Genomic DNA, 19,325 nt, shown 5'->3' on the forward strand with positions numbered 1-19,325 from the left:
GCCCGCTACTTTTTTTATAACCCCCCCCCCCTGAAACCGTTGGGGGTCCCGACCGGGTCCCCCCGCACCCCCCCCCGATCCTGTTCCCCCACCCGCACGAGGCGGGTGGAACCCTCAGCAGATCCGCGGGAGTTGCTCCCCCATCGGCAGGTCGATGACGCGGGTGCCGCCGAAGGGGGTACGGCAGACGACCATGCCGGGGTGGTCCGCCACGCACTCGCCGATCACTGCCGAGCGCGCGCCCAGCGGGTGCGCCCGCATCGCGGCGAGGACGGCGTCGGCGTGCTCGCGCGGGACGAAGGCGACCAGCTTGCCCTCGTTGGCGACGTAGAACGGGTCGAGACCGAGGATGGCACAGGCGTTGGCGACCTGCGCGGGCACGGGGACGGCGCGCTCGTTCACCACGACACCCACCCGGGCGGCCTCGGCGATCTCGCCGAGCGCCGCCGCGAGGCCGCCCCGGGTGGGGTCGCGCAGGACGTGCAGGTCGGGTGTGACGGCCAGCATCGCGGCCACCAGTGAGCCGAGGGCCGCGCAGTCGCTCTCGATCTCAACGCCGAATTCCAGGCCCTCGCGCACACTCATGATGGCCACGCCGTGCAGGCCGATCTCACCGCTGACGATCACCACGTCGCCGGGCGCGGCGCGCTGCGGCCGGATGTCGACTCCGGCGGGGACGAGGCCGATGCCGGCGGTGTTCAGGTACACGCCGTCGCCGTGCCCGGCCTCGACGACCTTGGTGTCGCCGGTGACCACCTCCACCCCGGCGGCCCGGGCGGCGGCGCCCAGCGCCTGGGCGACGTGCGCGACCACGGCCGTCTCCACGCCCTCCTCCAGGATGAAGCCGCAGGACAGATAGGCCGGCTGGGCCCCGCTCATGGCCAGGTCGTTGACGGTGCCGTTGACCGCGAGGTCGCCGATGCTGCCGCCGGGGAAGAAGAGCGGCCGCACGACGTAGGAATCGGTGGAGAAGGCGAGTCTGGCACCGCCGAGCTCGACGACCGCCGAGTCCGCGAGCCCGGCGAGCACCGGCCCGCCGAAGGCCGGGGCGAACAGGTTCGCCACCAGTTCGGCCGACAGCACCCCGCCTCCGCCGTGCCCCATCACCACCCGGGGGTGGTCGCGCAGCGGCAGTGGACAGCTCCATCCGAGGAGGTCCGGGGCGCCGCCGGCGCCGGTCTGGGTCTGGGTCTGGGTCTGGGTCTGGGTCTGGGTCTGGGTCTGAGTCTGGGTCTGGGTCTCAGCCAACGGGGCTCGCCTCCCGGGCCATGCCCGGCGCGTCGAGCCGCCGGTAGAGGTAGTAGGCGGCGCAGGCGCCCTCGCTGGAGACCATGGTGGCGCCGAGCGGGGTGCGCGGGGTGCAGGCGGTGCCGAAGGCCTCGCACTGGTGCGGCTTGAGCAGCCCCTGGAGGACTTCCCCGCTGCGGCACTGCGCGGGTTCGACGGTGGTGATCCGCGCGACGTCGAAACGGTGCTCGGCGTCGTGGTCGCGGTAGCGCGGGGAGAGTCGCCAGCCGCTGTCCGGGATGACGCCGATGCCGCGCCAGGCTCGGTCGGTCACTTCGAAGACGTCCTCCAGCATGGCCCGGGCCGCCGGGTTGCCCTCCGGGCGCACGGCCCGCGCGTAGGCGTTGTCGACGGTGTGCTCGCCGCGCTCCAACTGCCGTACGGTGCGCCGGATTCCCTCCAGGATGTCCAGCGGTTCGAAGCCGGTGACGACGATCGGCACCCGGTGGCGTTCGGCGAGCGCGGGGTATTCGTCGATGCCCATCACGCTGCACACGTGTCCGGCGGCGAGGAAGCCCTGGACCCGGCACTGCGGCGAGTTCATGATGGCCTCGATGGCGGGTGGCACCCGTACGTGCGAGACCAGCATGCTGAAGTTGCCGATGCCCCGCTTCCTGGCCTGGTACACGGCCATGGCGTTGGGTGGTGCGGTCGTCTCGAAGCCGATGCCGAAGAAGACGACCTCCCGGTGCGGGTTCTCCTCGGCGATCCGCAGCGCGTCCAGCGGGGAGTACACCACCCGGACGTCGCCGCCCTCGCCGCGCACCCGGAAGAGGTCGCGGCCGGTTCCGGGCACGCGCAGCATGTCGCCGAAGGAGCAGAAGATCACCTCGGGCCGGGCCGCGATCTCCAGCGCCTTGTCGATCACCTCCAGCGGGGTGACGCATACCGGGCAGCCCGGGCCGTGGATCAACTCGACCTCGGGCGGCAGCAGTTGGTCGATCCCGTGGCGGATGATGCTGTGCGTCTGGCCGCCGCACACCTCCATCAGCGCCCACGGCCGGGTGACCGTCGCCCTGATGTCGGCGAGCAGACCACCGGCCAGCTCGGGGTTCTGGAACTCCTCCAGGTATCTCACCGTTCCTCCTCCTGCTTCGCCGAGGACACCGCAGTCGCCGCAGCCGCGGCCTCCCAGGGGTCGCCGAACTCCTCCTGGAGCAGGCCGAGTTCCTCGAACAGCTGCAAGGTCCGGCGGGCCGATTCCTCGTCCAGCCGCTGCAGCGCGAACCCGACGTGGACGATGGCGTACTCGCCCACCTTCAGGTCCGGCAGGTATTCCAGGCACACGTCCTTGACGACCCCGCCGAAGTCGACGACCGCCATCCTGGTCCCGTCGCGTTCCGCGATCTCCAACACTCTTCCGGGTACCGCCAGGCACATTGCGGTCTCCCTCCTCTCTCCGGTTCCTCCGAACCTGCCGAACTCCGTACGTGCGGGGCGCTCAGCCGTCGGCCCGCGCCGCCACCATCAACTGGCCGAGCGCGAGCCCCGCGTCGTTGGGCGGCACCCGGCGGTGCCGCAGCACGGTGAACCCGTCCTCCGTCAGACCCCGCGCGCATGCCGAGGACAGCAGCGCGTTGGCGAAGACGCCGCCGCTCAGCGCGACCGTCCCGGTGCCGTGCCGCCGCCTGATATCGGCGCACACCGCCCGCACCAGCGCGGCCACCGCCGCATGGAACCGGGCGGCGATCAGCCCGGGCGGCGCCCCTGCTGCCAGGTCCGCCACCACCGCAGCCAGCACCGGCCCGGGTCGGGCGGTCATCATCCCGCCCTCGTCGACGAGTTGGAATGCGTAGCCCTCCCCCGGGCCGGGCACCGGCCCGTGCGCGAGGGCGGCCGCCTCCAGCTCGATCGCCGCCTGCGCCTCGTACCCGGCTTTCTGGCAGACCCCGGCCAGCGAGGACACCGCATCGAACAGCCGGCCCATGCTGGAGGTCGGCACGCAGTTCACCGATCTATCCAACTGCTGTGACAGCAGTCGGAGTTCGCCTTCAGGGCAGGAGCGCACCGGCGGCAGACCGGCCGCCCACGGGAGCCCCGCCGCCCGCAGATGGGCCAGCGCCATCCGGTACGGACGCACCACGGCCGCATCGCCCCCCGGCAGCGGAACGTAGTCGAGCCGGGCGAGACGCCGAAAGCCCCGGTAGTCGGCCAGCAGCGCCTCTCCGCCCCACACCGCGCCGTCCACTCCGTAACCGGTGCCGTCGAAGGCGATCCCGATCACGGGCCGGCTGCCGTCGAGGCCGTGCTCGGCCATCACCGAGGCGATGTGCGCGTGGTGGTGCTGGACGTCCCGTACCTCACGGCCCCGGGCCGACCTGCGCACGTGCCGGGCGGAGCGGTAGCCGGGGTGGCGGTCGACGACGAGCACCTCGGGCTGCACGCCGGTGACAGCCCCGAGGTGGTCCACCGCGCGGTCGAACGCCCGCAGGGTGGCGAGGTCGTCCATGTCGCCGAGGTGGCCGGACAGCCAGGCGTAGCCGTCCCGGGCCAGCGCGAAGGTGTTCTTGAGGTCGCCGCCCGCGGCCAGCGCGGGCCGCACCGACACCGGCAGGGGCACCGGGAGCGGCACGTAGCCGCGCGAGCGCCGTACCGGCAGCAGGTGCCCGTCCACCACCCGCACCACGGAGTCCTCGCAGGGCACGTGGATGGGGCGGTCGTGGGTGAGCCAGCCGTCGACCAGCGGGGCGAGACGGGCGAGGGCCTCCCGGTCGTCCGTCACGATGGGCTCGCCGGACAGGTTCGCGCTGGTCATGACCAGCAGTCCGGGGCCGGGAGGGGCGAGCAGGAGGTGGTGCAGCGGGGTGTACGGCAGCAGCACGCCGAGGTCGGGGCTGCGCGGAGCGGCTGCTTCCAGCTCCGCGAGCCGGTGTGCCCCCCGGCGCAGCAGCACGATCGGCCGCACCGGGCCGGTGAGCAGTTCCTCCTCGACGGGCCCCAGCTCCACCGCCCCGGATGCCGCCAGTGCCCTGAGCTGTTCGAGGTCGCGGGCCATCAGGGCGAAGGGCTTGTCGCCGCGCCGCTTGCGCCGGCGCAGCAGGGCGACGGTATCCGCGTCGGTGGCGTCGCAGGCCAGGTGGTAGCCGCCGATGCCCTTGACGGCCAGGACCGCTCCGCAGGTGATCAGGCGCCGGGCCTCGGTGAGCGCCTGCTCGCCGTCGAGCACGGGGAGCCCGGGGACGGACAGGGTGAGGGTCGGGCCGCAGGTGTGGCAGGCGACGGGCTGGGCGTGGAAACGCCGGTCGGCCGGGTCGGCGTACTCGCGGGCGCAGTCGGGGCACATCGCGAAGGCCGCCATCGTGGTGTTGGCCCGGTCGTACGGCAGGGCGGTGACGATGGTGTGCCGGGGCCCGCAGTTGGTGCAGCTGATGAACGGGTGCCGGTAGCGACGGTCGGCGGGGTCGGCCAGTTCGGCGAGGCAGTCGGCGCAGGTGGCGGTGTCCGGGGGGATCTGGGTGCGGTGCGGTCCGTCGGCGCGGGAGGGTGTGATGACGAAGCCCGGTGTGCCGGTGACGGCCAGCGGCTGGTGGTCCACCGAGGCGACGTCGGCGAGCCGGGGCGCGTCGCTGGCGATGCGTCGGCAGAACGCGGTCACCGCCTCGCCGGTGCCCTCGATCTCGGCGAGTACGCCCTCGCCGGTGTTGGTGACGCTGCCGGACAGGCCGAGTTCGGTGGCGAGGGTGAAGACGAACGGTCGGAATCCGACGCCTTGGACGAGTCCGCGCACGGCGACCCGGCGGCGCTGGAGCAGGGGCGGCTGCTGATCCGTGGTCACGACAGGTCCACGGCCGGGTGCGGGTGGTCGTGGGCCCCCGCGTGGGCGTGGTCGTTGCCGTTGCCGTGGCTGTGGTTGTTGCCGTGGTCGTGGGTGTGGTCGTGGTCGTGGCTGTGGTCGTGGGTGTGGTCGTGCGCGCCGGCCATCACCGGCCGGTGGACCTGCACGCCGGCCAGCACCGCGAGCGCCCGGTCCAGCAGCGCCCCGGCACCCTGCCCGGTGCGGGCCGAGGTGAAGACCACCTCCACCCCCGGGTTGACCCGCGCGACGCTCGCGAGGAAGGCGGCTTCGTCGAACTGTGCCGCGACGGCGAGGTCCGCCTTGGTGACCAGCACCAGGTTGGCCAGTCCGAAGGCGGTCGGGTACTTGAGCGGCTTGTCCTCTCCCTCGGTGACCGAGGCGAGGACGACCCGCAGCGACTCGCCGAGATCGTAGGAGGCGGGGCAGACCAGGTTGCCGACGTTCTCGACGAACAGCAGCCGGGTGTCCGGCGGCAACCAGCCGGCCAGGTGCCCTCGCAGCATCGCCGTCTCCAGGTGGCACAGGCCGTCGGTGAGGACCTGCTTCACCGGCGCGCCCGAACGGGCCAGCCGACGCGCGTCGTTCTCGGTGGCGAGGTCGGCGGTGAGGGCCGCGACGGGCACCTCGCGCTCCCGGGCCAGGCCGAGTTCGGCCTCCAGGAGCGCCGTCTTGCCGCTGCCCGGGCTGGACAGCAGGTTCACCACGGCGGTGCCCCGGGCGGCCAGTTCCGCCCGCAGCCGCCGGGCGTCGTCGTCATTGCGGGCGAGAACCGCCTGCCGGAGATCGACGGTGCGACACATCGGTTTCAGCCTCCTTGATCGGTCCGGGCGCCCGCCGGGGGCTCGGACCACTCGACGCCGAGGATCTGCAGCTCACGCCCGGCCAGCAGTTCGACCCTGGCACCGGCGCAGCGCGGGCAGCCCAGGTCGGGCGGCATGCCGACGCTCCACTCGACCCCGCAGGGCGTACACTTCGCCCGTGCGGCGACAGCCTCGGTCTCCAGCACCGCACCTTCCAACAGCGTTCCGGCACAGGCCAGTTCGAAGCAGAAGTCGAGTGCCGACGGGACGACTCCGGCCAGTTCGCCGATCTGCAGCCGGACTCTGGCCACGGCGCTCTCCCCGTGTGCGCGGGCAGCCCGGTCCACCTGGTCGACGACGGCCGTCGCGATCGACATCTCGTGCATCTGTCTCGTTTCCCGCCACTGGAGGCGCCCGGCTCCTTGGGGGCGCGGGCCCGGTGTCCGGGCCCCGTGAGCAACAGGCCCCGTGAGCAACAGGCCCCATTACAGGGTGCGGCGGCGGGAACGGCTCGAAGCCGCGCCGCCGCCGTATCCGTGACTACCTGTTCGCAGCACGCCGGTGGTGGCCCCCGCGCGTACTGCTCCGCTACCGCGTCCGCTCCTACATCCGCCGGATCCGCAGGTAGCGCCTCAGGTCGGGAAGGCTCTGCCAGATCAGCGCCGCGGCTGCGGCCAGGACGGCCGCGGCGGCCGCGACGGCGAGGTTCTTCAGCATGGTGCCGCCTCTCTGTGGGTGGGTGCGTCCGTGGTGAGGACGCGCAGGATCACGGCGACCGCCTCGTCGACGGCGGCGGCCACCGGGGTGCTCAGTCCGACTCCCTCCTCCAGTGAGGCGGGTTCGCAGCCGACCACCAGGACCCGCCCGGGCGCGGTGCCGCCCGTTCCGGCGGCCAGGGTGGCGAGCAGGGCCAGTACGGCGTCCGGGCCCATCCGGTGGCCGTCCAGGACCATCGACTCCACCGGTCCGGCGTCCGCTTCGATCAGGTACACCGTCCCCGGCTCGCCACCGCGCGCAGTGGCGTCGACGAGCACCAGCGTCCGGTAGCCGTCGAGGAGTTGGTAGGCCAGGTGGACGCCGCGCACGCCCACGTCGAGGAGCTCGACGCCGGCGGGCAGCTCCCGGGCGGCGAGGCGCCGGACGGTCTCGACCCCGAAGCCGTCGTCGCCGAGGAAGATGTTGCCGACCCCGGCGACCAGGACCCGCCCGGTCCGGTCGGCGCTCACCGCTCTTCCACCAACGCGACCTCGTCCGGCTGGAAGTACCGGAAGCGGCCCTGCGCCCGCCACAGGTCGGCGCCCGGGTCGTCGTCCACGGTGACGGCCAGGTGCACCGAACCGTCGACGTCGTGCAGCACCGCCTCCACCAGCGCGGTTCGCCCGTGCAGGAACAGGTCCTGGGCGTCGGTGCGGCGGCGACCGGGCCGGAGCCGCACCCGGCTGCCGGCGGCGACCGGGCGGCCGTCGATCATCACCTGGTCCCGTCCGGGGTCGGTCTGCGGGTCGTTGCCCGGATCCCACCAGGGCCGGTCCGCCCCGGCTTCGGGGTCGGTGAGTTCGCGCAGCCCCCGGACGGCGCCGTGCAGCCGTTCCAGGATCTCGGGGGGCATCGAGTCGGCGAGGTCGATCACCGCGCCGGCCCGGTCGTCGGTGCCCCGGGCCTCGCGCTTCTCCCGCTCGGTCAGGGCCGCGGTGCGCAGCGCGAGGATCTCGTCGATCTCGGTGGCGTCGTAGAGCGCGCCGGGACTCTCGGGGGCGATGTGCGGGTGGTCCTCCAGGACGATCGGCGAGGAGAGCAGCACCTTGCCGCTGCCGGGCGGGCCTGCCAGCACGGGCCAGGTGTGCTCGTTGCGGCAGGCGCGCACCGCCTCGCCCGCCCACTCGGGCGGGTCGGTCGCCGAGAGGAAGGAGCCGCGGTCGAGGCCGAGCAGCAGGTGGGCCGAGACGAGGGCGTGTGCCAGTGCGGTCTCGCGGCGGGTGCCGGGGAACGGGTCCCAGTCGGAGGTGTTCTCCACCAGGACGGTCAGCCGCTGCGCCCGGTAGGGGCCGGGTACGTCCTGGGTGGTGATCCGCAGGCGGCCCTGGACCCGTTCCCGGCGGCGCAGGAGCCGCCCGGCCAACGTGCCGTCCTCGACGAGCCGTTCCTCGTCCTCGGACGCGTCGAGTTCGAAGCTGCGGACGGCTTCACCGGACGCCAATTCCTCTACTGGGATGAGGAGTTCGATCCGTTCCTCGACCCCTTCGTCCCAGGGGACGAGCACCCGGTCGGCGAGCTCCAGCTCATCGACGGTCCGGAATCCGCCCTGTCTGCCTGCTTCTTGGACCGTCCGCCGTTGCAGGCGCAGGAACCGCAGTTCGACGGCCAGCTGGTCGCCCTGGCGCGCTTCCATCACGCATTCGGTGCGCTGGTGGGAGTGCTCGCCGCTGTCGGCGCCGTAGCGCGGCGGGGTCAGGACGCCGAACTGCCAGCGCAGCCGGTTCTTGGCCGCTGACGCCCGGTAGGGGTAGAGCACGTAGCCCTCGAACAGGACGGCGTCGGCGATCTGCCGGGCGTGGGCGAACCTGTTCTCGCTCTCGTGGGCGGGCGCGGTCACCGCTCCCCCTTCGCGGTCTGGGCCGCCGTGACGGCCTGGGGTGGCTTCGCGGCCTGGGACGGCTTCACGGTCTGGGACGGCTTCGTGGTCCGGGCCGTGCCGAGCAGTTCGCGCACGGTGGCCTCCCAGGACGGCAGGGCGCGCCGGGAGCGGTAGGCGAGCAGTTCGGCCATCAGGTCGGCGGGCAGCCGGAGCCAGCCGCAGCCCGGGAAGTGCGCGTCGATCGCCTCCCGCCAGACCTTGACCGGCATCCGCACGGCGGCTTCCTGGTCCCAGGCCACCGGGGTGACCTGGAAGCCGCCGGGGCCGGCGAAGGCGGTGCCCGAGAAGAGCAGCAGCAGCGGCACGTCCCCGTCGTCCAGTGCCGCGAGGTAGCGGGCGGCGGAGACGTCCATGTCGTAGGTGCAGGGCACCACCAGGTCGGTCTCGGTCTCGCCGGTGAACGCGCCGACCAGCAGCGGGACCTGGGCGAACTGGACCGGGTGGAGGGTGCCGGCCCAGCGTGAGCGCTCGCCGAACAGGTCGGTCAGCCGCCCGCCCTCGGCGTCGCCGTAGCGGCGCCGGGCCGGTTCGATCCGCAGCTGGCAGCGCAGCGCCAGCGCGTGCACCCGCACCTCGGCGGGGGCGGTGATGCGCAGCCGGAAGACCAGGGCGGGCCCGGCGGCGTAGGGATCGGCCCGCACCCCGGTGCAGGCGAAGGAGATCGAGGTCACCGGGCGCCGCCTTCGGGGAGGACGCGGGACCGGGCGGCCAGGCGCTCGAAGAAGGCGGTCTGTTCGGCGCGCGCCTCGGCCCCGCCGTCGAAGCCCTTCCAGCAGCGCCGCAGTCGGCCGACGAGTTCGTAGCAGACGTCGACCGGCACCAGGTAGCACTGGATGCCGTCGGTGTCGCGCCGCAGCAGCAGCGCCTCCACGTCCGGCCGCAGTGCGGCGTACAGGCGGCTGCCGCCGAGCGCGGCCTGCCAGGCGGCCTCGTCGGGTTCGGCCTCGGTCGCGCCGCCCGGTCCTGGGTAGAGCAGGACGGACCGCTGCAGACGTGTGGTGCGCAGCAGGAACGCGGTGGCGACGGGGATGCCGAGGACGGCCCAGGCGTCCTCGCCGAGGGGGTGTGCCGGGTCGGTCAGGTAGCGGTCGGGGACGGCGTGGTAGCGGCCGTCGGCCGCGCCGGGCTGCTGGAACAGCAGGGCGCAGGCGGTGCAGGCGCAGGTGAGCGCCTGCTGGTCGGTGTCCGCCAGGTGGCGGTGCTCGGCGGGCAGGTGCCGGCCGCAGAACTCGCAGCGTTGCGGCTGCGGGGGTGCGGGCTCCCGCAGCCGGCGCAGCAGCGCGGTGCCGGGCCGGTCGAGCTGGCGGAAGGTCATCGCGGGCCCGCCGGGGGCCGAGCGCCGATCTGCAGCAGTTCCGCGGGGCGTTCGAGTTCGACCGCGGTGACCTCGGGCGCGTGGCAGGCCAGGGCGTTCTCGATGTCCTGTTCGCCGCACCCGCAGCCGCTGCGGGTGCGGCGCAGCCGGGCGGTGCCGGTGGCGGGGTCGAAGGCGGCCAGGTCGACCGGTTCGGGCAGGGTGGCGAGTGCGCGGGTGATGCGGGCGGTGACGTCCTCGGGGTGCAGGTCGTGCAGGACGAGCAGCCCGGCGAGCGACGGTTCGTCCAGCAGCCGGGCCAGCGCGGCGGGCGGCAGGGCCTGGACGAGGCGGGCCAGGGCGTCGCCGTAGAGGGCCATCAGTTCGCGGACGAGGTGCTCGCCGGCCTCCTGCGCGTCGGCGCCGGCCAGGTGGTCCAGGGCCTCCTGGATGCGGGCCCCCGTCTGTTCCGGGGTCATGCGGTGAGTCCGCTCAGCCCGGTGGGCACGTGCATGGTCTGCACCGTCCTGCCGTCGCCCAGGTACATGTGGACGCCGCAGGGCAGGCAGGGGTCGAAGCTGCGCACGGCGCGCATGATGTCGATGCCCTTGAAGGTCTCCGGGGGGTTCTCCTCGAAGATCGGGGTGTTCTGGACGGCGTCCTCGTAGGGGCCGGGGGTGCCGAAGCTGTCGCGGACGCTGGCGTTCCACGGGGTCGGCGGGTAGGGGTGGTAGTTGGCGATCTTGCCGTCCCGGATCACCATGTGGTGGGACAGCACGCCGCGTACGGCCTCGGTGAAGCCGCAGCCGATCGACTCGTCCGGCACCTCGAAGCGCTCCCAGGTCTGGCTGCGCCCGGCGCGGACCTCGTCGAGCGCCTTCTCGGCGAAGTGCAGGGCCGCGGCGGCCGCGTAGGCCTGGAAGTAGGTGCGGGCGCGGTTGCGTTCGATGGCGTTGCTCCACTGCGGGATCTTCCACTCGAAGGTGGTCTCCGGCTTGGTCATGGAGCGCGGCAGGTTGATCTGCACGCTGTGTCCGGTGGCCTTGATGTAGCCGATGTCGACCAGTCCGGACAGCGCGGTGGACCACAGGCGGGCGATCGGACCGCCGCCGGTGTCGAGGGCGAGGTAGTCCTTGCCGTCGAACCAGCGGGGGGACATCACCCAGCTGTACTTGTCGTCGAAGTCGCGTTTCTGCGGGGCGGGGATGGTGTGCTGGTTCCAGGGGTGGCGGGGGTCGACGGGGTTGCCCAGCGGGTCGTGGGTGACGAAGAGCTCCTTGCCCTGCCAGTCCTCGTAGTAGGAGCTGCCGAGCAGGATGCGGATGCCGAGGTTGATCTCGGTGAGGTCGTTGGTGACGAGTTTGCCGTCCACCACGATGCCCGGGGTGACGAACATCCGCCGGCCCCAGTCCGTCATGTTGCGGTAGGTGAAGTCGCAGTGGTCCGGGTCGTTGAGGCTGCCCCAGCAGCCGAGCATGACGCGGCGCCGGCCGACCTCCTCGTAGCCGGGCAGGGCCTCGTAGAAGAAGTCGAAGAGGTCGTCGTGCAGCGGCACGACCTTCTTCATGAATTCCACGTAGCGCATCAGCCGGGTCAGGTAGTCGGTGAACAGCTGGACGGTGGCCACCGTGCCGACGCCGCCGGGGTAGAGGGTGGAGGGGTGCACGTGGCGGCCCTCCATCAGGCAGAACATCTCCCTGGTGTAGCGGCTGACCTGGAGCGCCTCGCGGTAGAACTCGCCCTCGATGGGGTTCAGTGAGCGCATGATGTCGGCGATGGTGCGGTACCCGTGGTCGCCGGCGTGGGGTGCCTCGGTGCGTTCGGCCAGTTCCAGGACGCCGGGGTTGGTCTCGCGGACCATCTTCTCGCAGTAGTCGACCCCGACCAGGTTCTCCTGGAAGATGTTGTGGTCGAACATGTACTCGGCGGCCTCGCCGAGGTTGATGATCCACTCGCCGAGGTGCGGGGGCTTGACCCCGTAGGCCATGTTCTGCGCGTAGACCGAACAGGTGGCGTGGTTGTCGCCGCAGATGCCGCAGATCCGGCTGGTGATGAAGTGCGCGTCGCGCGGGTCCTTGCCGCGCATGAAGACGCTGTAGCCGCGGAAGACCGAGGAGGTGCTGTAGCACTCCGCGACCTTCTTCTGCTTGAAGTCGATCTTCGTGTGGATGCCCAGGCTGCCCACGATCCGGGTGATCGGGTCCCAGGACATCTCCACCAGACCGTTGCCGTCGCCGGCCGTCCTGGTCGTCGGTGCCATCGTCTGTCATGCCCTTCTGTCAGCGGGAGGAGGCTCTGCAACGGCCCGCCCGCCCCGGGCGGGGCGGGCGGGCCGAAGGGGGAAAGGGGTCACCACGGCGGGCGGTAACCGGTGGTCAGGCGGCGCCCGGTGTGCCGCCACTTGGGCTCCTGGTCGACCGTCCGGCCCGTGATCGTGCGCAGGCGGCGGATCACCGCCCCGTACGCCGAGCTGGCGCCCGTGGAGACCCGGGAGCCGGGCGGCGGGTCCATGAACGGCATGAACTTGTCGGGGAAGCCCGGCATGGTGCAGGCGATGCAGATGCCGCCGACGTTGGGGCAGCCGCCGATGCCGTTGATCCAGCCGCGTTTGGCGACGTTGCACTTGACGACCGGGCCCCAGCAGCCGAGGCGCACCAGGCACTCGGGCGTGCCGTAGTCGGTGGCGAACTGGCCCTGTTCGTAGTACCCGCCGCGGTCGCAGCCCTCGTGCACGGTCGCGCCGAACAGCCAGGCCGGACGCAGCTTGTCGTCCAACGGGATCATCGGCGCGGAACCGGCCAGCTGGTACAGCAGGTAGGTCAGCGTCTCGGCGAAGTTGTCGGGCTGGATCGGGCAGCCCGGCACGCAGACGATCGGCAGGCCCGCCTTGGACTTCCAGTCCCAGCCCAGGTAGTCGGGCACGCCCATGGCACCGGTCGGATTGCCGGCCATCGCGTGGATGCCGCCGTAGGTGGCACAGGTGCCGATGGCGACCACCGCGGTGGCCTTGGGGGTGAGGCGGTCCAGCCACTCACTGGTGGTGATCGGCTGGCCGGTGTCCGGGTCGTCGCCGAAACCGCACCAGTAGCCCTCCTCCTTGATCGTCTCGTTCGGGATGGAACCCTCGACGACCAGGACGAAGGGGTCGAGCTCGCCGCGGTCCGCCTTGAAGAACCACTCCACGAAGTTGTCCGCGCCCTGGACCGGACCGCACTCGAAGTCGATCAGCGGCCAGTGGACGGCGACCTTCGGCAGGCCGGGGAGTGCGCCGGTGACGATCTCCTCGATGCTGGGCTGCATCGCCGCGGTCAGGGAGACCGAGTCCCCGTCGCAGCTCAGACCCGCATTGATCCAGAGAATGTGCACCACGGCGGCGTCGGCTGAAGTTGTTGCAACCGCACCCATGAGGATGCCTCCTCAAAAAAACGGGAGCCGGACAGATAGGCTCAAAAAATTCATAGCAGCAGTTCAGTCCGGCCGCCGGTCCAGAGAGCCGGGCCGGTCGCTCGAAGGGACGCAAGTCGGCGCACCCGTCCGGGTGGCCGTCGGACGGGCTCGGCGAGCCACCGAAAACGCCGCGCCACCGTGCCCGGGCGGGCGCGGTGGCGCGGGGACGTCGGTGGCGCGGGGGTGTCAGGAAATCATGAAGTCCCGGACCGGCAGGGGGCGGTTGACCACCCGGACGTCGCCGATCCAGCCGTGGAACACCTGGTTGAGCGCGCCGCCGTACTCGTAGCCGCCGAGCAGCCAGGGGTGGCCGAGGGTGCTGAGGCCCTCGGACGGTGTCGAGGGGTTGCGGACGACCTCGCAGCCGTTCACGTACATCCGGGTGAGCCGCTTGTTGTTGACGACCGCGACGTGCCACCAGGCGCCGAGCGGGAGTTCGTGGCCCCAGTTGGTGACGGGGCCGCTCAGGTTGGTCGGGTAGACGCACCACTGCAATTCCCGCCCGCCGGACAGGCTGAGCGTGGCGACCGGCTCCTGCGGGTCGGTGTCGGGGCCGCTCTTCCCCGCCTCCCCGCTGGTGCCCCAGCGGCTGAGCAGCGCCGTCCAGGCGTTGCGGCCGGCGTCCCAGTCGGCCGGCAGCTTGAAGAACGCCTCGAAGGTGTAGCCCTGCTGGAAGGTGTCGGCGTTCATCGGGGCCTTGGCGACGGTCTGCAGGTAGGCGCCCTGGACCGGCTTGCCCCGGCCCGCGAAGTAGAGGCTGCCGCGGCCGGGCTGGTCGGGGTGGGACTCGGTGGACCAGGTGAGCGTCCCGGCCGGGCTGCCCGGGGCGGTCTGGCTCACGAGGTCGTTGCCGTGGCCGCTCAGGTCCTTGACGACCTGGGAGTCGGCGACGGCGCTGCCGTCCGGCCGTCCGCCGTCGAAGCGCCAGTAGGCGACCGTGCCCGGGATCGTCAGCTGCCGCGCGGGGCGGGCCGGGCGGGCCGGGACCGGGGCGAAGCCGGCGAACCGCCGCGCGAAGTCCACCTGCACCGAGAAGCTGTCCACCGGGCCGGTCAGCTCGATCTCCTCGCTGGCGAGGCGGTTGACCTTCTCGGCCGCCAGCTGCTGGATCCAGGGCGAGTACGTCCGCACGTCGATGGTGTTGCGGTCCAGGTCGAATCGGTAGGCGCGGATCATCGCCGCGCCGCCGTAGTACCGGTTCTGGTAGTTGGTGATGTGGACGTGGACGTCGTGGCCGGCCTTGTTGGTCAGCGTGGTGCTGCCGGGCGGCCAGTAGTGGCCGTTCAGGGTGAGGAAGATCTGGTCGTTGCCGCTGATCAGCCTGTCCCAGAGGGCGTGCCCGTGGTCGGACAGCTGGGCGGCGCCGCCGTCGTCGGCGTAGGCGAGGTCGTGGGTGGTGAGGATGACCGGCACGGTCGGGTGCTGGGCGATCACCGAGTTCGCCCAGGCGAAGCCGCGGTCGGACAGCCGCCAGTCCAGCGAGAGCACCATCCAGTCCCGGCCGGCTCCCCGGAACAGGTGGTAGGTGTTGTAGCCGTCCGGGCTCGCGCCCTTGAAAGTCGCAGAGCGGGCGAACCGGGCCGGGTTGAAGGTGTCCAGGTACGCCGTCCGGCCCCGCTGGTCGTCGCCGCCCGATCCGACGTCGTGGTTGCCGGCCAGGACGCTGTAGGCCGCGCCGTGGCGGTCGAGGAGGGTGAAGGCCTTGCCCGCGGCGGCGAACTCCTCGGCCTTGCCGTTCTGGGTGACGTCGCCCAGGTGCGCGAGGAAGACGAAGTTCTCGTCGCTGCCGTCCAGCACGTGACGCAGCGAGGCCTCCAGCGGGGCGGGGTGGATCCGGTCGTCGTCGAAGAGGTACTGGGTGTCGGGCATCACCGCCAGGGAGAAGCGGGGGCCGTCCGGGTCCGGATCCCAGGCGCCCCGGCCGTCGTCCGCGGCGGCGGGCGCGCCGAAGGCGTCGGCCGTCGCGTCGGCGGGCCCGTCCGCCGCTGCCGCCGTCGCCGTCGTTGTGGAGCCCGCCCCGAGGACCGCCAGCCCGGCGCCGACCAGCCCCGTCGCGCGCAGGAAGGCGCGGCGTCCGGCCGCCGCCGGCGCGTCGGAGTCGAACCCGACGGTCCGCGGGCAGCTCGACCCGTGGTCATCGTGGGGAAGGTCGTTCTGATGGTGGTTCATCGGGGCAGCTCCTCGGGCCGTACACGGTGATCGCGACGCTAGGGGCACGACGCGGACCGCTGACCGGACGGCCGGCCTCCGCACGGTGAACGCCCGGGGAACGTCCCCCGTCGGCCACCTCCGTGGAACACGCCCACAAGGTCAGTGGCCGCCCTTGGGCTCGGTGCAGCCGCCGTCCAGGTACATGCCGTGCGGGTGGATGTCGGGCCGGGCGGTCAGCAGGCCGCTGACGCAGAGGACGGCTTCGGGGATTTCGAGGTCGAAGCCGGGGGCGCCGGCGGAGGTGCGGACGTTGACCAGCTCGGCCGGGTAGCCGAGGCGTTGGAGGGCCGCGCGGAGGCCGACTTCGTCGAGGACGGCCGGCGCGCCGGCGGGCCGCAGGGCGTCCGCGATCCGTGCCGCGTGGGCCGCGCCGCGGCATTGGGCGTCGGCGAGGAGCCTGACGGTCTGTTTGTAGGCGTGGTTCTCCGCGTACTTGTCGGCCCAGGTACCGCCGTCGCCCGTGGGGGCGGCGGCCGGGGCGGACGGCGGTGTGGCGGCGACGCCCGCGCATTTCGCCGCGACCTGGGGGAAGAGCCGGTCGTGGCGGGCCAGGGCCTCGGCTCCGGCCTGACCGGGTTCTCGGGCCGGGGTGGTCGCGGTGGCGGGGGCGCTGCCGACCGGCGTACCGCCGGTCGCGCCGCCCGGTGCGCTCACCGATCCGCAACCGGCCAGTGCCACGGCTGCCCCGGCCGCGGCCAGGCCTGTGGCCATCACGGTCCTCGCGCGCTTCATCGACCTTCTCCCCCTTGGCCATTGACCCTTGATCGCATCATTGTCGCGCACGAGGGCGGCGGCGGGCGGGTCAGTCCGCGAACGGGCCGGTGTCTCCGAAGGCGAGGCGGGTGAAGTGCTCGGCGATGCGGTGGTGGCCGGACTGGTCCGGGTGCAGGTCGTCGGGGAGCGGGTGGTCGTCGTGGTCGGTCTGGCCGTAGAGCGAACGGCCGTCCAGGTAGTGCAGGTTGAGGTCGCCGTCGGCGACGCGGGCGGCGACGATGCGGGCGAGTTCGGTCCGGATGACGGTGAGGGTGAGGCGGCCCGCCGCGGTCTCGGCCGGGTCGCCGGTGGCCCGGAAGCGCAGTGCCCCGGTGCTGAAGTCGGCGGCGAGGGGCCCCGGGGTGTCCTCCTGGATCGGGCAGAGGATCGAGGAGACGACGAGCAGCGGTGTGGCCGGGTGTCCTTCGCGGACGGTGTCGAGGAAGCCGTGCACCGCAGGGACGAAGGCGCGCAGGCGCATCACGTCGGCGTTGACGAGGTTGATGCCGATCTTCAGGCTGATCAGGTCGGCGGGGGTGTCGCGGATGGCGCGGGCGGTGAACGGGTCGAGCAGGGCGCTGCCGCCGAAGCCCAGGTTGACCAGGTCGACGCCGGCCGCGGCCGCCGTCAGGGCGGGCCAGGTGCCGGTCGGGTGGGTGGCGTTGGAGCCGTGGCTGATCGAGCTGCCGTGGTGCAGCCAGCGCCGGCGGGTGCCGTCCGGGGCCGGGGTGACGGGGGCGTCGGTGTCGAGGGCGAGGAGTTCGGTGGTCTCGGTGTGCGGGAGCCAGATCTCGACGGTCTTGTCCCGTGCGGGAAGACCGGTGAACCGGGCGGTGGCGGGCAGGCCCTGGGTCAGCTCGACGCGGCCGGTGGCCAGGTCGATGGTGCGCAGGTTGCCGCCGGACACCGTGGTCTGCGCCGTCAGCCGCCCGTCGACGAGGAGGTCGTACACCCCGTCGGGCGGGGTGGGCACGCCCACGTAGGCCCGCTTGGTCGGGACGGTGTGCAGGTCGATCGCGGTGGCGCGGGTGCGGAAGGCCAGCCGGACGCCGGTGGGCTGGGACTCGGCGATCGCGAGCTGTTCGTCGGGGAGCTGCCGGCGGGCCCGGGCGGGCAGGCGGTGCGGCAGCAGGCCGCGCCCGGTGTGCTCGACGTCGAGGTGGCCGTGCAGCAGGGCCTCGGTGACGGGGGTGGTGAAAGAGGTGTTCATCGCTGTTCCATCGCGTTCTGTGCGGGTCCTGCCCGTGCCGTGCACCTTCTGCCATCCGGCTATAGCCAGTATGGGATTACCTAATGAGTTTAGGCAAATGGGATTGCAGCCTTGGATTCCAGGTCTCGGATTCCCAGGCCTTGGCTGTCGGCGGCTGCGGCTGCGGCCGCGGCGTCAGCCCGCCAGGATGACCGTCTCCGCCGGGCCGGAGAAGCCAGCCTGCTGGGCCGGGGCGCCGGTCGCGGCGAGGCGGCGGTGCTCCTGCGGACTGACACCGCGGACGCGCTTGAAGGCCGCCGAGAGGGCGAAGGCGTTGCTGTAGCCGACCTTGCGGGCCGCGAAGGCGACGGTGCACTCGGGTTCGCGCAGCAGGTCGGCGGCCACGGCCAGCCGCCAGCCCGCCAGGTAGGCCATCGGCGGTTCGCCGACCAGGCCGGTGAAACGGCGGGCCAGGCCCGCCCGCGACACCCCGACCCGCTGGGCGAGGTCGGCGACCGTCCAGGCGGTGGCCGGGTCGTCGTGCATCAGCCGCAGCACCGGCCCGACGACGGCGTCGTGCTGGGCGCGGTACCAGGCCGGGGCGCCGGAGTCGGGGGCGGCGAGCCAGGAGCGCAGCACGGAGACGACCAGCAGGTCCAGGATGCGGTCCAGGACCAGCTCCTGACCGGGCTCGTTGCGCCCTATCTCGGCGGCCAGCAGGTGCACCAGGGTGTCGTCGGCGCCGGTGCCGGCCGGGCGGACCAGCAGGCCGGGCAGGCAGCCGAGCAGGCGCTGGCCGATCTCGTGCTCGGCCTGGTAGGTGCCGGACAGGACCACCGAGGACGCCTGGTCCCCCTCCCGGCCCTGCCCCCAGGTCCGGACGCCGAGCGACATCACCTCGGAGACGTCCACCCCGCCGCGCGTGCAGACCTGCCCGGGGCCGACGATCACGTCCACGGGGGTGTCGGGGTCGTCCGCCACCGTGTACGGCTCCGGGCCGCGGACGATCGCCACGTCGCCGGGGTGCAGCAGCAGCGGCGTACCGCGCTCGGGCAGGATCCAGGCCTCGCCGCGGACCATCGTCACCACCGACAGCGGGGCCCGGTCCTCGATCCGCAGCGACCACGGCGGGGTGAGGATCGAGCGCAGCAGGAACGCACCGCGGGCCTTGGGGCCGTCGAGGAGTCCCGTCAGAGTGTCCATGGCCCCAAGTGTAGACGGCAAGACATTATTTGACGGTTCGTCATTTGAGAGGGTCTTGAGTGATCGAGGTGGCCCGAGCGGCCCGGATGCCGGATGATCGGCGCACGGGGGACGAACCGATACGCAGAGACAGTGAGGGGCTACGAAGATGGAACTGGCACGCACACTCGCACTGGTGGCGGCCACCGTCACCTGTGGACTGACCGCCGGGTTGTTCTACGCCTTCGCGTGCTCGGTCATGCCCGCGCTCGCGCGGGTCGAGGACCGCACCTTCATCGAGGTCATGCAGCGCATCAACGTGGCCATCCTGAACGGCTGGTTCGTCCTCGGCTTCGTCGGCGCGCTCCTCACCACCGGCGCCGCCGTCGCCCTCCACCTGCCCTCCGACGGCCACCACGCGCTACCCGCCACCGTGGCCGCCCTGGTGCTCTACATCGCCGCGATCGGCGTCACCCGCTCCGTCAACATCCCGCTCAACGACGAACTCGCCGCCGGCGGCGAGCCCCGGCGCATCACCGACCCGGCCGCCGTCCGGGGGCGCTTCGAAGCCCGCTGGGTCCGCTTCAACGTGCTGCGCGCCCTGCTCTGCACCGCCGCCGTCGCCTGCCTCGCCTGGGCGCTGATCCTGCACGGCCAGGCCTGACCCCGCGCCCGGTCGGACCCCCGGATACGCCTTCGAACTCCCACGACGCGCGCGGGAGTTCGAAGGC

Annotated in this window: 19 protein-coding genes; 1 reads left to right on the forward strand and 18 read right to left on the reverse strand. The window is 72.6% G+C overall.

The features are described 5' to 3' along the window. Positions 1–114: 114 nt before the first annotated feature. The 18 genes from hypE to ACFVHI_RS34850 form a co-directional block, all read right to left on the reverse strand. Complete coding sequence (gene hypE / locus ACFVHI_RS34765) at positions 115–1,134, reverse strand: hydrogenase expression/formation protein HypE (RefSeq protein WP_380345936.1); 1,020 nt, start codon at positions 1,132–1,134, stop codon at positions 115–117. Positions 1,135–1,240: 106 nt separating this feature from the next. Further along, entirely contained in the window at positions 1,241–2,365 is a 1,125-nt protein-coding gene (gene hypD, locus ACFVHI_RS34770; protein ID WP_380345908.1) for a hydrogenase formation protein HypD, read from the reverse strand. After that, complete coding sequence (locus ACFVHI_RS34775; protein WP_380345910.1) at positions 2,362–2,667, reverse strand: HypC/HybG/HupF family hydrogenase formation chaperone; 306 nt, start codon at positions 2,665–2,667, stop codon at positions 2,362–2,364. The genes hypD and ACFVHI_RS34775 overlap by 4 nt, the downstream gene beginning before the upstream one ends. A gap of 61 nt (positions 2,668–2,728) precedes the next feature. Continuing rightward, positions 2,729–5,062 carry a carbamoyltransferase HypF gene (gene hypF / locus ACFVHI_RS34780; protein ID WP_380345912.1) on the reverse strand — a complete coding sequence of 778 codons (2,334 nt, stop codon included), beginning with the start codon at positions 5,060–5,062 and terminating at the stop codon, positions 2,729–2,731. Further along, positions 5,059–5,883, reverse strand: a complete 825-nt coding sequence (hypB, locus tag ACFVHI_RS34785) for a hydrogenase nickel incorporation protein HypB (protein ID WP_380345914.1) — start codon at positions 5,881–5,883, stop codon at positions 5,059–5,061. The genes hypF and hypB overlap by 4 nt, the downstream gene beginning before the upstream one ends. Before the next feature lie 5 nt (positions 5,884–5,888). Beyond that, entirely contained in the window at positions 5,889–6,269 is a 381-nt protein-coding gene (gene hypA, locus ACFVHI_RS34790; protein WP_063350769.1) for a hydrogenase maturation nickel metallochaperone HypA, read from the reverse strand. Positions 6,270–6,486: 217 nt separating this feature from the next. Further along, complete coding sequence (locus ACFVHI_RS34795) at positions 6,487–6,600, reverse strand: DUF6893 family small protein (RefSeq protein ID WP_380345916.1); 114 nt, start codon at positions 6,598–6,600, stop codon at positions 6,487–6,489. Beyond that, on the reverse strand, positions 6,594–7,109 hold the full coding sequence (locus tag ACFVHI_RS34800; RefSeq protein WP_380345918.1) for a hydrogenase maturation protease: 516 nt from the start codon (positions 7,107–7,109) through the stop codon (positions 6,594–6,596). Before ACFVHI_RS34800 ends, ACFVHI_RS34795 begins: the two co-directional genes overlap by 7 nt. After that, a complete protein-coding gene (locus ACFVHI_RS34805; RefSeq protein WP_380345920.1) occupies positions 7,106–8,476 on the reverse strand; it encodes a hypothetical protein in 1,371 nt (456 codons plus the stop codon). Before ACFVHI_RS34805 ends, ACFVHI_RS34800 begins: the two co-directional genes overlap by 4 nt. Then, entirely contained in the window at positions 8,473–9,189 is a 717-nt protein-coding gene (locus tag ACFVHI_RS34810) for a DUF6084 family protein (protein ID WP_380345922.1), read from the reverse strand. Before ACFVHI_RS34810 ends, ACFVHI_RS34805 begins: the two co-directional genes overlap by 4 nt. Then, the gene (locus tag ACFVHI_RS34815; protein WP_380345924.1) at positions 9,186–9,833 is read right to left on the reverse strand and encodes a DUF5947 family protein; all 648 of its coding nucleotides are present in this window, start codon (positions 9,831–9,833) and stop codon (positions 9,186–9,188) included. The genes ACFVHI_RS34810 and ACFVHI_RS34815 overlap by 4 nt, the downstream gene beginning before the upstream one ends. Further along, complete coding sequence (locus tag ACFVHI_RS34820) at positions 9,830–10,291, reverse strand: thioredoxin (protein WP_380345926.1); 462 nt, start codon at positions 10,289–10,291, stop codon at positions 9,830–9,832. Before ACFVHI_RS34820 ends, ACFVHI_RS34815 begins: the two co-directional genes overlap by 4 nt. Next, positions 10,288–12,072 carry a nickel-dependent hydrogenase large subunit gene (locus ACFVHI_RS34825; RefSeq protein WP_063350764.1) on the reverse strand — a complete coding sequence of 595 codons (1,785 nt, stop codon included), beginning with the start codon at positions 12,070–12,072 and terminating at the stop codon, positions 10,288–10,290. The genes ACFVHI_RS34820 and ACFVHI_RS34825 overlap by 4 nt, the downstream gene beginning before the upstream one ends. A gap of 89 nt (positions 12,073–12,161) precedes the next feature. Next, the gene (locus ACFVHI_RS34830; protein WP_363378097.1) at positions 12,162–13,217 is read right to left on the reverse strand and encodes a hydrogenase expression protein HypE; all 1,056 of its coding nucleotides are present in this window, start codon (positions 13,215–13,217) and stop codon (positions 12,162–12,164) included. A 228-nt stretch (positions 13,218–13,445) separates the two neighbouring features. Continuing rightward, positions 13,446–15,428, reverse strand: coding sequence for a LamG-like jellyroll fold domain-containing protein (locus ACFVHI_RS34835; RefSeq protein WP_380345929.1), 1,983 nt, complete (start codon positions 15,426–15,428; stop codon positions 13,446–13,448). 141 nt (positions 15,429–15,569) lie between these two features. Next, complete coding sequence (locus ACFVHI_RS34840) at positions 15,570–16,202, reverse strand: hypothetical protein (protein WP_380345931.1); 633 nt, start codon at positions 16,200–16,202, stop codon at positions 15,570–15,572. 70 nt (positions 16,203–16,272) lie between these two features. Beyond that, the gene (locus ACFVHI_RS34845; protein WP_380345933.1) at positions 16,273–17,433 is read right to left on the reverse strand and encodes an SGNH/GDSL hydrolase family protein; all 1,161 of its coding nucleotides are present in this window, start codon (positions 17,431–17,433) and stop codon (positions 16,273–16,275) included. Between the two features lie 174 nt (positions 17,434–17,607). Next, on the reverse strand, positions 17,608–18,615 hold the full coding sequence (locus ACFVHI_RS34850; RefSeq protein ID WP_063350759.1) for an AraC family transcriptional regulator: 1,008 nt from the start codon (positions 18,613–18,615) through the stop codon (positions 17,608–17,610). A 148-nt stretch (positions 18,616–18,763) separates the two neighbouring features. Between ACFVHI_RS34850 and ACFVHI_RS34855 the strand changes: the two genes are divergently transcribed. Then, a complete protein-coding gene (locus ACFVHI_RS34855) occupies positions 18,764–19,258 on the forward strand; it encodes a DUF1772 domain-containing protein (RefSeq protein WP_063350758.1) in 495 nt (164 codons plus the stop codon). Positions 19,259–19,325: the final 67 nt, after the last annotated feature.

The sequence above is a fragment of the Kitasatospora sp. NPDC127121 genome, from assembly GCF_042677305.1.
In the GTDB taxonomy this organism is placed as follows: domain Bacteria; phylum Actinomycetota; class Actinomycetes; order Streptomycetales; family Streptomycetaceae; genus Kitasatospora.

What these genes read in the sequence shown, in the direction of transcription:
- ACFVHI_RS34775 (WP_380345910.1), bottom strand. Translation starts at nt 2,667, where the DNA reads ATGTGCCTGGCGGTACCCGGAAGAGTGTTGGAGATCGCGGAACGCGAC.
- ACFVHI_RS34830 (WP_363378097.1), bottom strand. Translation starts at nt 13,217, where the DNA reads ATGGGTGCGGTTGCAACAACTTCAGCCGACGCCGCCGTGGTGCACATT.
- ACFVHI_RS34845 (WP_380345933.1), bottom strand. Translation starts at nt 17,433, where the DNA reads ATGAACACCTCTTTCACCACCCCCGTCACCGAGGCCCTGCTGCACGGC.
- ACFVHI_RS34840 (WP_380345931.1), bottom strand. Translation starts at nt 16,202, where the DNA reads ATGAAGCGCGCGAGGACCGTGATGGCCACAGGCCTGGCCGCGGCCGGG.
- hypA (WP_063350769.1), bottom strand. Translation starts at nt 6,269, where the DNA reads ATGCACGAGATGTCGATCGCGACGGCCGTCGTCGACCAGGTGGACCGG.
- ACFVHI_RS34815 (WP_380345924.1), bottom strand. Translation starts at nt 9,833, where the DNA reads ATGACCTTCCGCCAGCTCGACCGGCCCGGCACCGCGCTGCTGCGCCGG.
- ACFVHI_RS34855 (WP_063350758.1), top strand. Translation starts at nt 18,764, where the DNA reads ATGGAACTGGCACGCACACTCGCACTGGTGGCGGCCACCGTCACCTGT.
- ACFVHI_RS34795 (WP_380345916.1), bottom strand. Translation starts at nt 6,600, where the DNA reads ATGCTGAAGAACCTCGCCGTCGCGGCCGCCGCGGCCGTCCTGGCCGCA.
- hypB (WP_380345914.1), bottom strand. Translation starts at nt 5,883, where the DNA reads ATGTGTCGCACCGTCGATCTCCGGCAGGCGGTTCTCGCCCGCAATGAC.
- ACFVHI_RS34820 (WP_380345926.1), bottom strand. Translation starts at nt 10,291, where the DNA reads ATGACCCCGGAACAGACGGGGGCCCGCATCCAGGAGGCCCTGGACCAC.
- ACFVHI_RS34850 (WP_063350759.1), bottom strand. Translation starts at nt 18,615, where the DNA reads ATGGACACTCTGACGGGACTCCTCGACGGCCCCAAGGCCCGCGGTGCG.
- ACFVHI_RS34825 (WP_063350764.1), bottom strand. Translation starts at nt 12,072, where the DNA reads ATGGCACCGACGACCAGGACGGCCGGCGACGGCAACGGTCTGGTGGAG.
- ACFVHI_RS34835 (WP_380345929.1), bottom strand. Translation starts at nt 15,428, where the DNA reads ATGAACCACCATCAGAACGACCTTCCCCACGATGACCACGGGTCGAGC.